Here is a 14,455-nt window from a genome sequence, read left to right as displayed (position 1 = left end):
GTCTTCCGTGTCGGTTGAAAAAGAAAGAGGCCCGAGTGTTGAAGTCGGGCCTCGACCGGTCAGGGGGCGATCAGCAGGCGATCAGGAGGCGCCGCCGGGTCGCTTCATCTGGCACGAGGTGGGCGTGCTCGAGACGTAGGGCTCGTAGTACTTGACCGGTGCCAGCGTGTAGCCGGTGTTTTCCGGGCTGTACGGGCTCTTCGCGTCGGCCTTCTGCCAGCGCGTGATCCACAGGCCCTGCTGCAGCTGGTGGTCGGACTTGCGCATCTCGACGTCGCCGTTGAAGCTCTTGAACTTCATGCCTTCCATGGCGGCGGCCACCTTGACGGGGTCGGTCGACTTGGTGCGCACGAAGGCTTCGGCGAGCATCGCGTACACGGTGTACGGCGACGTCGTGTACAGGTCTTCGTTGAAGCGCTTCTTGAACTCGTTCATCATCGGCGCGATCGGGCCCGGCGCGTTGTAGTGGCTGTAGCCCACCATGTAGACCTTGCCGTCCGAGGCCGCGCCCATGGCGGTCGGCGTGCCGTTGGTCACGGCGTAGTAGGTGTAGAACTTGACGTTCAGGCCCGCGTCGTTGGCCGACTTGATGAGCAGCGCGAGGTCGGAGCCCCAGTTGCCGGTGATGACGGTGTCGGCGCCCGAAGCCTTGATCTTGGCGATGTAGGGCGCGAAGTCGCGCACCTGGGCCAGCGGGTGCAGGTCGTCGCCGACGATCTGCACGTCGGGGCGCTTGGTCTTGAGGTTGTCCTTGGCGTACTTCGCGACCTGCTGGCCGTGCGAGTAGTTCTGGTTGATCAGGTAAACCTTCTTGATGTCGGCCTGGTCCTTCATGAAGGTGGTCAGGGCTTCCATCTTCATGGAGGTGTCGGCGTCGAGGCGGAAGTGCCAGTAGCTGCACTTGCTGTTGGTCAGGTCGGGATCGACGGCCGCGTAGTTGAAGTACACGACTTCCTTGCCCGGGTTGCGGGCGTTGTGCTTTTCGAGCGCGTCCATGATGGCCAGCGCCGGGCCGGAGCCGTTGCCCTGCACCACGTAGCGCGCGCCCTGGTCCATGGCCGAGCGCAGCGCGGCGGTGGTTTCCTGCGGGCTGAGCTTGTTGTCGATGCCGATGACCTCGAACTTCACGCCGGCCACGTTCTTCTTGTTGAATTCTTCGGCCAGGAACTGGAAGGTCTTGAGCTGGTTGGTACCGACGGCCGCCATCAGGCCCGACAGCGGGTCCAGCCACGCGATCTTGACGGTCTCACCCTTCTGGGCAAATGCACCGGCGGCAGTTGCCGCGAGCACGGCGGCGGTAGCGATCTTCAGAGCGAACTTCAATCTATATCTCCTGGTCAAACCGATATCAAAAACGCTGCACAAGCGTACAAGTCTTTGCCACCCCACCCCTCAGGGAATGCCCGTAAGGAAGGGGCTGCAAAGGCACGTATCTATCGCGCAGGCGACAGTGCATTTCCTTCTTTTGCTACCCGGCGGTAGGTATCTTCTACCGATGGGTAGGAAATGCGTTCACAAAGACGCCTAGGGGCGCTTCATCTGGCAGGTCGTGGGCGTGCTCGCCACATACGACTCGTAATACTTCACGGGGACGTTGGTGTAGCCGGTGTTCTCGGCGTCGTAGGGGTACTTGGCGCTGGCCTTCTCCCAGCGCGAGATGTACAGGCCCTGCTGCAGCTGGTGGTCGGCCTTGCGCATCTCGACCTCGCCGTTGAAGCTCTTGATCTTCATGCCTTCGAGGGCCGCAGCCACCTTGACGGGGTCGGTCGACTTGGTCTGCACGAACGCGGCATCGAGCAATGCGAAGGTGTGATAGATCGAGGACTGCGTCAGGTCGTCGTTCATCTTCTTCTTGTAGCCGGTCAGCAGCCGCTGGATTTCGCCGCCCATGTTGTAGTGGGCATAGGCCACGGTGTAGACCTTGCCTGCCGAGGTGGCACCCATGGCCGTGGGCGTGCCGGCGCCCGGTGCGTAGTACGTGAGGAACTTGACGTCCAGCCCCGAGTCGTTCGCCGCCTTGATGAGCAGCGAGAGGTCGGAGCCCCAGTTGCCGGTGATGACCGTGTCGGCGCCCGAGGCCTTGATCTTGGCGATGTAGGGCGAAAAATCGCGCACCTGCGCGAGCGGGTGCAGGTCGTCGCCCACGATCTGGATGTCGGGGCGCTTGGTCTTGAGGTTGTCCTTGGCGAACTTGGACACCTGCTGGCCGTGGGAGTAGTTCTGGCCCAGGATGTAGACCTTCTTGATGTCGGCCTGGTCCTTCATCCAGGTGGTCAGCGCTTCCATCTTCATGGAGGTGTCGGCATCGAGGCGGAAGTGCCAGTAGCTGCACTTGCTGTTGGTGAGGTCGGGATCGACCGCCGCGTAGTTCAGGTAGAGCAGTTCCTTGCCGGGATTGCGCGCATTGTTCTTCTCGACGGCGTCGATGATCGCGAGCGCCGGGCCCGAGCCGTTGCCCTGGGTGATGTAGCGCGCGCCCTGGTCCTGCGCCGAGCGCAGCGCCGCGGTGGTCTCCTGCGGGCTCAGCTTGTTGTCGATCGCGATGATCTCGAACTTCACGCCCGACGCATTCTTCTTGTTGAACTCGTCAGCCAGGTACTGGGTCGTCTTGAGCTGGTTGGTGCCCACGGCCGCCATCAGACCCGACAGCGGGTCCAGCCAGGCGATCTTGACGGTTTCGCCCTTCTGGGCGAACGACGCTGAAACACTCACCAACATGGCGCAGGCGGCCACTGACTTGATACCGAAGTGCATGAAGAGTCTCCTGGTTGAAAGGCGGGACGCCAGCGTACAAGCGCCCTTTTCTTCGCCGCACAGGGAATGCCCGGAAGGAAAGCCGCCGGGGCGGCCTTCCTATCGCGTGCGCGACAGTGCGGGTGGGCTTTGGCCGTGCTTCAGAGGCCCGGCAGCTTGTAGTCCTTGAGCAGTTCGCGAAGCTTGGTCTTGAGGATCTTGCCGGTGGCGCCGATCGGAATGGCCTCCACGAACACCACGTCGTCGGGGATCTGCCACTTGGCGGTCTTGCCCTCGTAGAACTTCAGCAGCTCCTCGCGGGTGACTTCTGCGCCGGGCTTCTTCACGACGGCGATGATCGGGCGCTCGTCCCACTTGGGGTGGAACACGCCGATGCACGCCGCCATGGCGATGGCCGGGTGCGCGACGGCGATGTTCTCGATGTCGATGGAGCTGATCCACTCGCCGCCGGACTTGATCACGTCCTTGCTGCGGTCGGTGATCTGCAGGTAGCCCTCGGCGTCGATGGTGGCCACGTCGCCGGTGGGGAACCAGCCGCGGCCTGCGGCGTCGGCGACCAGCGGATTGCCGCCCTCGCCCTTGTAGTACTCCTTGACGACCCAGGGGCCCTTGACCAACAGGTCGCCGTAGGCCTTGCCGTCCCAGGGCAGCTCGTCGCCGTTGCCGTCGACGATCTTCATGTCGACGCCGAAGATGGCGCGGCCCTGCTTCATGCGGATCTGCAGCTGTGCATCGGCGGGCAGCGACAGGTGCTTGTTCTTCAGCGTGCACAGCGTGCCCAGCGGGCTCATCTCGGTCATGCCCCAGGCATGCAGCACCTCGACGTTGTAGCTCTCCTGGAACGCCGTGATCATGGCCGGCGGGCAGGCCGAGCCGCCGATGACGGTGCGGTTCAGCTTGCTGAACTTCAGGCCGTTGGTCTGCATGTGGCCCAGCATCATCTGCCACACGGTGGGCACGCCGGCCGCGAAGGTCACGCCTTCGGCTTCGATGAGCTCGTACACCGACTTGCCGTCCAGCGACGGGCCCGGGAACACGAGCTTGCAGCCCACCAGCGCGGCCGAATACGGAATGCCCCAGGCGTTGACGTGGAACATCGGCACCACCGGCAGCACCGAGTCCTGCGCCGAGATGCGCATGACGTCGGGCAGCGCGGCAGCGTAGGCATGCAGCATGGTCGAGCGGTGGCTGTACAGCGCGGCCTTCGGGTTGCCCGTGGTGCCGCTCGTGTAGCACATGCTCGAGGCCGAGTTCTCGTCGAAGGTGGGCCAGTCGTAGGTGGTGGACTGCGTGCCGATCCAGGCCTCGTAGCTCACGAGGTTGGGCACGCCGCTGTCGGCCGGCAGCTTGTCGGCATCACACAGTGCAACCCATTTCCGGATCGTGGGACAACGCGCATGCACCGCCTGCACCAGCGGCAGGAAGCTCAGGTCGAAGCACAGGATCTGGTCTTCGGCATGGTTGGCGATCCACGCGATCTGGTCGGGGTGCAGGCGCGGGTTGATGGTGTGCAGCACGCGGCCGCTGCCGCTCACGCCGTAGTACAGCTCCAGGTGGCGGTAGCCGTTCCAGGCCAGGGTGGCGATGCGGTCGCTGAACAGCAGTTGCTCGCCGTCCAGCGCATTGGCCACCTGCCTGGCGCGCGATGCGATGTCGCTCCAGGTGCAGCGGTGGATATCGCCCTCGACACGGCGCGAGACGATCTCGCCGTCGCCGTTGTGGCGCTCGACGAACTCGATCAGCGACGAGATCAAAAGCGGTTGGTCTTGCATCAAACCCAGCATCTACGGACTCCTATGTGAAATGACTTCAAAAAGCGTTGCGAACGAGAGATTCACGCAAGCTTCGGCCACTTGCACAATGACACAAACCCGCACTGCATGATTGAACGAAGCGGCTCAAGTGGGCGCCTTCGGACCAGTGCCCGCGGGCACCGTCACCACGTTGGTGCGGCACGGCTGGCGCAGCGTCTTGCCGCACTCGGGCAGCGCGGCCGCATGCGGGTAGGCGACGTAGCCCAGCACGATGCTCGACGCGTTCGCGCCCTGGTGCCACAGCGTGTTGGTCGAAGGCCTCGTGTCGTTGCCGAACAGCCAGAAGCCGGTCTGCGACGGCGAGTCCACCGTCACGCGGATGCTGGAGCCGGCGCGAAAGACATGGGCGAACTTCTGGATCTCGATGCGCACCAGGTTGGCCTGGCCGGACTGCAGCGGCGCTTCCTTCGGTTGGGTGAAGTCGCCGAAGGGGCGCAGCTCGGTGGAGCGGCTGGCGTCGAGCGCCCGCTTGGAGGCGCGCAACCAACCGCGCTGCACGAACATCTCCTTGCCGTCGGGCCGCACTTCCGACACCGTGACCTGCAGGTCGGTGCTGTCGGCGGTGGCGCTCAGGTACAGGTCGGCCGAGCCTTCCCCGTAGAAGCTCAGGTCCTCGGGCAAGGCGGCGGTGGTGAAGGTGAGCTGGCCGTCCTTTTCCGCGTCGGCCACGGCCTGCCAGCCTTCGGCGGCCGGGTTGTTCACCACCGGGCTCTTGGCCGGATAGCGGTAGTCGGACGAGGCCGCGCCGGCGCTCGGCTTGGCATCGGCGAGCCCGCCGCCCGGCTGCATCCACAGGCGCATCGGCTTGACCTTGACCGGCAGGCGGTCGAACTCGGCCACGGCCGTCTGCTTCAGCTTGGCGGCGCCGTTGATCGCCTTCTGGTCGGTCTGCTGCATTTCCTGCAGCAAGCGCACGTGCGGCTCCTTCTCGAAACCGTTGTCCTCGCCCTTCACGAAATGGGCGAGAAAGCGCTTGAGCGTGCCGTCGATGTAGTCGGAGGTGACGTTGGTGTGGTGGTCGCCGTTGGAGCTGACGAGCCACATCTTTTCGGGCGCCATGGTGTCTTCGTAGTAGCCAGAGCGCGGACCGATCTGCTCGTCCTGCCACGACTGGGTGCCCAGTGCGGGAATGTCGATCTTGCCGGTCTCGTGAAACGCGCTGCGTTTCACGTAGAGGCCGTCGGCATACGGGTTCTCGAGCCACTTGGTCAGGTCGAGATCGGGGCGCTTGAGCTTCTCGATGTTGTCGGCCACGGTCTTGGCGCACTCCGTGTCGCCGTCGAGCTTGGCGGCCAGCGCGGCCGCGCGGGTCCAGGTGGCCGGGAAGCCGCCCCACCACTGCGCGGGAAAGCCGACGTTCTTGATGCCGCCCGGGTAGCCCACGTCGCGGTACGGGTCGGTCACGTTCTTGCTGGGCGTGATCGCTAGCAGGCCCTTGGGCCGGTGCGCCGCCACCCACAGCTGGTTGTAGCCGGAGTACGAGTAGCCGATCATGCCGATCTTGCCGTTCGACCACGGCTGCTTGCCGGCCCATTCGAGGGCGAAGGCACCGGCCGCGCCGGTGCTGGCGTCGAAGACCTGGTCGTCGCCCGTCGAGCAGCCGGTGCCCGGCACGTTCAGGCCCATCACCGCATAGCCCTCGGCCAGCCAGCGCTGGCCGATGTTCGGGGCCGAGCCCGAGCTGTAGCCGTCGTACTCGACCAGCAGCGGATAGGTGGCGTTGCCTCCGCTGGGCAGCAGCAGCGAATAGCGCATCCGGTTGCCGTCGGGCAGCGTGATGTAGCCCCACTTGCGGACCGGGCCCGTCTCGGGCGCGACCGGCGGCTGCGCGGGTGGCGTTTCGGCGACGGGAGGAAAGAAGCTGAACCCGCTGCCGCCCGACGAACCGCCGCCGCAGGCCGCAAGGCCCGCCAGGGTGGCAAGCAGCGACGCGGCAAGGCGCCATCGGCGGGGGTGCATGGAAATCCTCATGGTGTTGTCTCTGTGATCGTTTTGATGGATGGCGCGCGTTGCCCAGGCGCGTCTCGGGGCAGGACGGCGATCCCTTTGATCAGGGCGCCGCGGTGATCTTCGTGGCGGTGGGCGTGGCGTCGAGCAGCAACTGCGAGGGCCACGTTCCCCAGGTGGCACCGAGCTCGGGCGTGTTCGGGTCGCCGTTGCGCATGAAGGCCCCGACGCTGGCCATGACAGCCTTCGACAGCGCCACGCGCCCCTTCTCGTTGGCCTTGCCGCCCATCACGTTGCTGAGCAGCGAACCCTCGAAGTTGCCGAACACGAACGGCAGGTCGAAGGCGTGCGATGCGCCGTACACGTCGTTCCACGGCGCGGCCTCCTGCGACCAGTCGAGACGGTAGTGCCAGATGTTCGACTGGCGCGTCTTCATGGTGTTGAGCAGGTTGTCGCGGTTGGCCTCGAAGAGCCCCTTCGTGATGAGCGCGGTGGCCGCGTTGTAGCCGGTGCGGGCCTTGTCTACCGGAAGGTAGAACGGGTCGATGATGTGGTCCACCGTGAGCGTGGGCGCAGCATCGGGGTTGAAGTTGAACATCATCGAGAAGCGCGGGGCATCGGTGACGATCCAGCCCGACGTCGGGAAGCCGATGGTGCCCAGCAGCGACGCGAAGAGCTTGCCCTCGTCGCGCGTGTTGCCCGCGAGCATGGGCACCTTGACGTACTTGTCGGCCGCGATGGCGCCGATCGGGTCCGACGGCAGCACTGTGCCGTCGGGAATGGGCGCCACGTTGCCCTGCCCGGCTGCCGTGACCTTGGTCAGCAGCGCCCCACCCTCTTGCGCACGCAGGTACTCGGCGATCTGCGCCGGCGAGCGCGTGCCGATGTAGACCTTGGCCGCCGCTTCATCGGCCACGGTGCCGTCGGCGACAAGCAGCTTTTCGAGGATGGTCTGGCCCTGCGTCAGCGAGGCCGAAGCCGGCTGCAGCGTCGGCAGCGTCCCGGGCGGCAGATTGGTCTTGAGCGAAATGCCACCACTCATCTCGAAGGCCTTGTGGAACAGGCCCTTGGCCATCGGCGAGGTCATCACCGCCAGCAGGTTGGTCGCACCGGCCGATTCGCCCGACAGCGTGACGTTGCCCGGGTCGCCGCCGAAGTTGGCGACGTTGCCCTGGATGAAGCGCAGCGCCGCCATGTTGTCCAGCAGCGCGAAGTTGCCCGAGTCGTCGCCCGCGCTGCCGCCCGGCCGCAGCTGCGGCATGTTCAAGAAACCCAGGATGCCCAGGCGGTAGCTGGCGGTGATGACCACCGCATTGGTGGCCTTGGCCAGCGCCGCTCCGTCGTACAGCGGATCGGCCGTGTAACCCGAAATATTGCTGCCGCCATGGATGAACAACAGCACCGGCAGGTTCTTCTCGGTGGTGGCCGGACGCCAGATGTTGACGAACAGGCAGTCTTCGCTGCCGACCGGCTTGCCCAGGTTGGTGCCGATGGTGGCGTCGTAGGTGTTGCTGGTGCCGGGGCTGAAGATCCGGCCGATCTGCAGGCAGGCGTTGCCGAAGGCCTTGGCCGGGCGGATGCCGGTCCAGGCTTCGGGCTCGACCGGTGCGCGCCAGCGCAGCGCGCCGACCGGCGGCTGGGCGAACGGAACACCCTTCCAGGACCAGGTGCCGTTCCTGGCGCTGTCGTCCGAGCCCTCGACCTTGCCGGCCGTGGTCTGGCGCACCATGGGGCCGTCGGCGGCGGGTGCCGGAGCGGGCGCGGGTGCCGGAGCCGGTGCAGGCGGCAACACGGGAAAGGCGGTCGCCCCGGACGAACCGCCACCGCAGGCTGCAAGCGCCGCCGCGGCGGCCAGCGTGGCCACGGTGGCGATGGCGCGCGCCATCGCCGTCTGTCCTGCCGCACCCTGGTCTTGTGCTGTTGTCGTTGTCTTCATGTTTTGTCTCCACACCGGGTTAATCGGAATTCCTGGCTTGGCGCGCGGCACCCATACTCCGGGCCGCCGTGCACTGGAAAAATTCTAGGAACCGGCCCCGTTTTCACCGCTATCGCAAGCGAGCCAATCGAATGACTTCAGAAGCCTCCCTGCCGCGCCATTCGCGCCGGCCGTCGCGCCGCCCCGGATGTCCGCAGCCGGAGCTGCGCACCAGCTCGGCCGCATGGCTGGAGGGGGTGCTGTCGATGTTCGAGGCCGAGGGGCTGAACGTGCCCACGCTGCTGCGCGATGCCGGCTTCGACCCCGACTCGCTGCACCGCCAGAACGCGCGCATCCCGGTCGACGAGATCTCCGTGCTGTGGCAGGTGGCCGTGGCGCACGCCGGTCGGCCCACGCTGGGTCTGGACCGCGACCTGGCCGCCACGCACAGCAAGCTGGGCACCGTGGGCCACGCCATGGCCTGCAGCCCCACCCTGGGCGCGGCGCTCACGCGGCTCACGCGCTACATGGCCGTGATCTCCGACGCCACCGCGTTCTCGCTGCAGTCCGACGCGCGCGGCTGCTGGATGGTCATGGAACACACCGGTGGCAGCCTGCCGATCCCGCGCCAGCGCGTCGAGTACGCCCTGCTGACCGTGCTCATGCAGTGCCAGTGGCTCACGCGGCGCGAGCTGCAGCCGCTGGCCATGGAATTCGTCTACCCGCCGCCGGCCAACGACCGGCTGCACCGCGAGGCCTTCGGCTGCGAGATCCGCTTCAACGCGCCCGCCAACCGCGTGCTGCTGTCGTCGGCCGACATGACCATGCCGCTGCCCACCCACCACCCGGCCCTGGGCGAGATGCAGGAGCACCTGCTCGACGACCAGCTCAACCTGCTGGGCCAGACCACCACCGCCAGCCTGGTGTGCGCCGAGATCGCGCGCCGGCTGCAGCACGGCGAGCCGCGCCGCCAGGACGTGGCCTCGGGCCTGGGGCTGGCCGACCGCACGCTGCAGCGCCGCCTGCAGGAGGAGTCGGTGTCGTTCCAGGCGCTGCTCGACCGCACCCGCCGCGAACTCGCCAAGCAGTACCTGGCCGAACAGCGCCACACGCTCGCGGACGTGGCCGACCGGCTGGGCTTCGTGGACGTCAGCAACTTCTTTCGCGCCTGCAAGCGCTGGTTCGGCCTGCCGCCGGCCCAGTACCGCGCCAGCCTCGCGCTCGACGGCGCCGGGGCGCTGCGCGGCGCGCTGCTGAACTGAGCGGCGCCGCCCGCCCCACGCGCCCGATGGCCTCCGCGGCCAGGGGTTTCGCGCGCTGCCGGACAATCCGGGCATGAGCTTGTTAGCCGAAGACACCCCGGTCGCCGACCTGGGCCTGCGCTGGAAGCCCGGCTTTTCGACGCTGGGCCCCGCCTTTTTCACCGAACTGCGCCCCACGCCGCTGCCCGATCCGTACTGGGTCGGCCACAGCGACGCCGTGGCGCGCGAGCTGGGCCTGCCGCCCGGCTGGCGCGAGTCGGACACGACGCTTGCCGCCCTCACCGGCAGCCTGCCGGTCGCGGGCACTCGGCCATTCGCCACGGTCTACAGCGGCCACCAGTTCGGCGTCTGGGCCGGGCAACTGGGCGACGGACGCGCGATCCTGCTCGGCGAGACCGAGGGCGGGCTCGAAGTGCAGCTCAAGGGCGCGGGGCGCACGCCCTATTCGCGCGGCGGCGACGGCCGCGCCGTGCTGCGTTCGAGCATCCGCGAGTTCCTGTGCAGCGAGGCCATGCACGGCCTGGGCATTCCGACCACGCGCGCGCTGTGCGTGACGGGCTCCGACGCCCGCGTGCGCCGCGAAGAGCTGGAAAGCGCTGCCGTGGTCACCCGCGTGGCGCCCAGCTTCATCCGCTTCGGCCACTTCGAACACTTCGCCGCCAACCAACGCGAAGACGAGCTGCGCGCGCTGGCCGACTACGTCATCGACCGCTACTACCCCGAGTGCCGCGCCACCGCGCGCTTCAACGGCAATGCCTACGCCGCCTTCCTCGAGGCCGTGAGCGAGCGCACCGCCGCCCTGCTCGCACAGTGGCAGGCCGTGGGCTTTTGCCACGGGGTGATGAACACCGACAACATGAGCATCCTCGGGCTCACCATCGACTACGGGCCGTTCCAGTTCCTCGATGGCTTCGACCCGCGCCACATCTGCAACCACAGCGACACCCAGGGCCGCTACGCCTTCAACCAGCAGCCCAACGTCGCCTACTGGAACCTGTTCTGCCTGGCGCAGGCACTCTTGCCGCTGATCGGCGACCAGGAAATCGCCGTGGCCGCGCTGGAGTCGTACAAGACCGTGTTCCCCAACGCCTTCGAAGACCGCATGCGCGCCAAGCTGGGCCTCACGGCACCTGCCGAGGGCGACCGCGCGCTCATCGAGGACGTGCTCAAGCTGATGGCGGCCGAGAAGGTCGACCACACCATCTTCTGGCGCCGCCTGTCGAACCACATGGCCGACGGCAACGTGGAGCCGGTGCGCGACCTGTTCCTCGACCGGGCCGGCTTCGATGCCTGGATGCTCTCTTTTTCGGAGCGCCATGCACAATCGCAGCGCGCCGAAGCGGCAAAATTGATGCTGCAGTCGAACCCCAAGTTCGTGCTGCGGAACCACCTGGGCCAGCAGGCCATCGAAGCCAGTCAGCAAAAGGACCACGCGGGTGTGGCAACCTTGCTGACGCTGCTCCAAACCCCATGTGAAGAACACCCCGGTGCCGACGACTACGCCGGCTTTCCGCCCGACTGGGCCTCCACGATCGAAATCAGCTGCTCCTCATGACCACGCCCGTACAGAAAACCGACGCCGAATGGAAAGCCCTGCTCGCTGAGAAGGGCGCCGAACCCGCCGCCTTCGAGGTGACGCGCCACGCCGCCACCGAACGCCCCTTCACCGGCAAGTACGAAGCCCACTGGGACGACGGCACCTACCACTGCATCTGCTGCGGCGCCAAGCTGTTCGAAGCGGCCACCAAGTTCGATGCCGGCTGCGGCTGGCCCAGCTTCTCCGAAGAAGCGGTGCCCGGCGCCATCCGCAACATCGTCGACCGCTCGCACGGTATGGTGCGCACCGAGAACGTCTGCGCCAATTGCGGCGCCCACCTGGGCCACGTGTTCCCCGACGGCCCCACCGAAACCGGCCTGCGCTACTGCATGAACTCGGCGTCGCTCGACTTCCAGAAGAAGAAATGAAACTGCTCCTCGACTTCTTTCCGATCCTGCTGTTCTTCGGCGCCTACAAGTTCGCCGACATCTACACCGCCACCGGCGTGCTGATGGCCGCCACCGTGGTGCAGATGGCCGTCATCTACGCCATGGAACGCAAGCTGCAGGCGATGCAGAAGGCCACGCTGGTGCTGATCCTCTTGTTTGGCACGCTCACGCTGGTGCTGCACGACGACCGCTTCATCAAGTGGAAGCCGACGGTGCTGTACGGCGCCATGGCGATCGCGCTGGCCGTGGCGCTGTGGGCGCTGAAGAAGAACTTCCTGAAGATGCTGCTGGGCGCGCAGCTCGAGCTGCCCGAGCGCATCTGGGGCCGGCTCAACGTGGCGTGGATCGGCTACTGCGTGTTCATGGCCGCGATCAACGGCTACGTGGCGGCGTACTTCACGACCGAGGCCTGGGTCAACTTCAAGCTCTGGGGCTATGTGTTCCCGATCGTCTTCCTGGTGGCGCAGGGCCTGTACATCGCGCCGCACCTCAAGGAAGACAAGCCGACCGCATGACCACCACCACGACCTTCCCCCTGCCCACCGTGGCCGCGCTCGAGGCGGCGCTGCGCGCATCGCTTTCGCCCACGCAGCTCGAAGTGATCGACGAAAGCGCCGCCCACGCGGGCCATGCGGGCGCCAACGCCGAGGGCTACGGCACGCATTTCCGGGTGCGCATCGCCTCCCCGCTGTTCGACGGAAAGCCCCGCGTGGCGCGGCATCGGCTTGTGTATGATGCCCTCCAAGTTTTTATCGCACAGGGTCTGCACGCCATCGCCATCGAGGTGCTCTGAGTCGTCCAATCGGTTGCTTGCCGCGTTCGCCGCGGCCGCCCACCCTCTCCTTCTTTTCTCCTGATTCCTGCTTTCTTTCCCGCGCCTTTTCCTACACGCGCATTTCCTCTCCAGCCTGATATTCATTTCATGAAAAAACACATCTTGCAGGCCGTTGCGGCCGCAGCGCTGATCGGTGCACTCCCCCTGTCGGCCCTGGCGCAGAACGCAGCCATCGTCAACGGCAAGCCGGTGCCCAAGGCCCGCATGGACGTCCTGGCCCAGCAGCTGGCGGCAGCCGGCCGCCCGGTGACGCCCGAGATGCAAGGCCAGCTGCGCGAGGAAATCGTGGCGCGCGAAGTGTTCATGCAGGAAGCGCAGAAGCAAGGCCTGGACGCCACCGAGGACTACAAGAACCAGCTCGAACTCGCCCGCCAGGCCATTCTGATCCGCGCGCTGTTCGAGAACTACCGCAAGACCAACGCGGTGTCCGACGCCGACGTGAAGGCCGAGTACGACAAGTTCGTGGCAGCCAACGGCGGCAAGGAATTCAAGGCCCGCCACATCCTGGTCGAAACCGAAGACCAGGCCAAGAAGATCATGGCCGACCTGAAGAAGGGCGCCAAGTTCGAAGACATCGCCAAGAAGCAGAGCAAGGACCCGGGTTCGGGCGCCAACGGCGGCGACCTCGACTGGGCCAACCCCGCCAGCTTCGTGCCCGAGTTCTCGGAAGCGATGATCAAGCTAAAGAAGGGCGAGACCACCCCTGCCCCGGTCAAGACCCAGTTCGGCTATCACATCATCCGCGTCGACGACATCCGCCAGGCTCAACTGCCGAAGCTGGAAGAAGTGAAGCCGCAGATCACGCAGCAGCTGCAGCAGCAGCGCCTGCAGAAGTACCAGGAAGACCTGCGTGCGAAGGCAAAGGTCGAGTAAGCCTGCGGCCCATCGCCCAGCAAAAAGCCCCGCAGTCGCGGGGCTTTTTTCATTGCGGCGTGATGTTGAAGTCTTTGACGAACCGGGCGTAGTCGTTCGACTCCTTGCGCACAAAGCTTGTGAAGTCCGCTGTCGAGCCGCCGATGACTTCCAGGCTGAGGTCGGTGAACTGCTTTTGCGTGTCGGCGTTCTTGAGCAGCGCCTGCACCTGCTCGTTGAGCTTGGCGATGACCGGTGCCGGGGTTCCGGCCGGCGCCACCAGGCCGACCCAGCCCATGAAGCGGTAGCCCGGCACACCGGACTCGGCCACCGTCGGCACGTCGGGCAAGGTCGACACGCGCTTGTCGCCTGTGACCGCCAGCGCCTTCAGCTTGCCGCTCTTGGCGTAGGGCACGGCGGTCGGCGAGGTCTCGAACATCATGTCGATCTGGCCGCCGACGAGGTCGGACAGCGCGGGCGCCCCGCCCTTGTAGGCCACGTTGAGCAGATCGGTGCCGGTCATCTGCATGAAGCGGCGCGCGGCCACGTCCTGCGGGCCGCCCACGCCCGAGGTGCCGACGCTGAGCTTGCCGGGGTTGGCCTTGGCATAGGCCACCAGCTCGCCGACATTCTTGAACGTCCACTTGGGATTCATGATGAGCACGTTGGGCTGGTCGGCCACGCGGATCACGGGCGCCAGATCCTTGATCGGGTCATAGGGCAGCTTCGCGAACATGTGCCCGTTGGAGGCCAGGCCGGTGTGCACCATCAGCAAGGTGTAGCCGTCCTTCGGGGCCTTGGCGACGTAGTCCATGCCGATGTTACCGCTGGCGCCGGGACGGTTGTCCACCAGCACGGGCTGGCCCAGCGCCGTCGAGAGCTTCTGGCCGACCAGGCGCGCCGTCATGTCGATGCTGCCGCCCGGTGGGAACGGCACGACCATGCGGATCGGCTTGGACGGATAGGCATCCTGCGCATGGGCGGCGGGCACGATGCACGCCAGGCCGGCGGCAAGACAGGCGAGCGAGGCGAGCGGGAAACGAAAGCGCTGGGTCATGAGGTTCTCCGGAGTTTCTTGAGGGTGGGCAGA

The 14,455-nt window shown here is 66.3% G+C and carries 12 protein-coding genes; 6 read left to right on the top strand and 6 right to left on the bottom strand.

What is annotated here, in order from left to right; translation table 11 throughout:
- Positions 1-81 precede the first annotated feature (81 nt).
- The 5 genes from FFI97_RS06530 to FFI97_RS06510 all read right to left on the bottom strand — a co-directional run bounded on the left by FFI97_RS06530 (position 82) and on the right by FFI97_RS06510 (position 8,451).
- Complete coding sequence (locus FFI97_RS06530; RefSeq protein ID WP_139701582.1) at positions 82-1,323, bottom strand: branched-chain amino acid ABC transporter substrate-binding protein; 1,242 nt, start codon at positions 1,321-1,323, stop codon at positions 82-84.
- A 201-nt stretch (positions 1,324-1,524) separates the two neighbouring features.
- Entirely contained in the window at positions 1,525-2,754 is a 1,230-nt protein-coding gene (locus FFI97_RS06525) for a branched-chain amino acid ABC transporter substrate-binding protein (protein ID WP_062471303.1), read from the bottom strand.
- Between the two features lie 140 nt (positions 2,755-2,894).
- Positions 2,895-4,538, bottom strand: a complete 1,644-nt coding sequence (locus tag FFI97_RS06520) for a 3-(methylthio)propionyl-CoA ligase (protein WP_139701583.1) — start codon at positions 4,536-4,538, stop codon at positions 2,895-2,897.
- Between the two features lie 114 nt (positions 4,539-4,652).
- Entirely contained in the window at positions 4,653-6,539 is a 1,887-nt protein-coding gene (locus FFI97_RS06515) for a CocE/NonD family hydrolase (protein WP_139701584.1), read from the bottom strand.
- A gap of 79 nt (positions 6,540-6,618) precedes the next feature.
- On the bottom strand, positions 6,619-8,451 hold the full coding sequence (locus FFI97_RS06510) for a carboxylesterase/lipase family protein (protein ID WP_139701585.1): 1,833 nt from the start codon (positions 8,449-8,451) through the stop codon (positions 6,619-6,621).
- Positions 8,452-8,600: 149 nt separating this feature from the next.
- Here FFI97_RS06510 and FFI97_RS06505 point away from each other — a divergent pair, with 149 nt between their 5' ends.
- The 6 genes from FFI97_RS06505 to FFI97_RS06480 all read left to right on the top strand — a co-directional run bounded on the left by FFI97_RS06505 (position 8,601) and on the right by FFI97_RS06480 (position 13,386).
- The gene (locus tag FFI97_RS06505; RefSeq protein WP_139701692.1) at positions 8,601-9,692 is read left to right on the top strand and encodes an AraC family transcriptional regulator; all 1,092 of its coding nucleotides are present in this window, start codon (positions 8,601-8,603) and stop codon (positions 9,690-9,692) included.
- A gap of 73 nt (positions 9,693-9,765) precedes the next feature.
- On the top strand, positions 9,766-11,247 hold the full coding sequence (locus tag FFI97_RS06500; protein ID WP_139701586.1) for a protein adenylyltransferase SelO: 1,482 nt from the start codon (positions 9,766-9,768) through the stop codon (positions 11,245-11,247).
- On the top strand, positions 11,244-11,657 hold the full coding sequence (gene msrB / locus FFI97_RS06495) for a peptide-methionine (R)-S-oxide reductase MsrB (protein ID WP_070060682.1): 414 nt from the start codon (positions 11,244-11,246) through the stop codon (positions 11,655-11,657). The genes FFI97_RS06500 and msrB overlap by 4 nt, the downstream gene beginning before the upstream one ends.
- Positions 11,654-12,193 carry a septation protein A gene (locus tag FFI97_RS06490; protein WP_139701587.1) on the top strand — a complete coding sequence of 180 codons (540 nt, stop codon included), beginning with the start codon at positions 11,654-11,656 and terminating at the stop codon, positions 12,191-12,193. The genes msrB and FFI97_RS06490 overlap by 4 nt, the downstream gene beginning before the upstream one ends.
- Positions 12,190-12,471 carry a BolA family protein gene (locus FFI97_RS06485; protein WP_139701588.1) on the top strand — a complete coding sequence of 94 codons (282 nt, stop codon included), beginning with the start codon at positions 12,190-12,192 and terminating at the stop codon, positions 12,469-12,471. Before FFI97_RS06490 ends, FFI97_RS06485 begins: the two co-directional genes overlap by 4 nt.
- Before the next feature lie 129 nt (positions 12,472-12,600).
- On the top strand, positions 12,601-13,386 hold the full coding sequence (locus FFI97_RS06480; RefSeq protein ID WP_139701589.1) for a peptidylprolyl isomerase: 786 nt from the start codon (positions 12,601-12,603) through the stop codon (positions 13,384-13,386).
- Positions 13,387-13,435: 49 nt separating this feature from the next.
- Here FFI97_RS06480 and FFI97_RS06475 read toward each other — a convergent pair whose 3' ends face one another.
- Positions 13,436-14,422, bottom strand: a complete 987-nt coding sequence (locus tag FFI97_RS06475; RefSeq protein ID WP_139701590.1) for a Bug family tripartite tricarboxylate transporter substrate binding protein — start codon at positions 14,420-14,422, stop codon at positions 13,436-13,438.
- Positions 14,423-14,455: the final 33 nt, after the last annotated feature.

It is taken from the genome of Variovorax sp. KBS0712, from assembly GCF_006323185.2.
Classification (GTDB): Bacteria; Pseudomonadota; Gammaproteobacteria; order Burkholderiales; family Burkholderiaceae_C; genus Variovorax; species Variovorax boronicumulans.
This window is presented reverse-complemented; position numbering and strand designations above follow the sequence as displayed.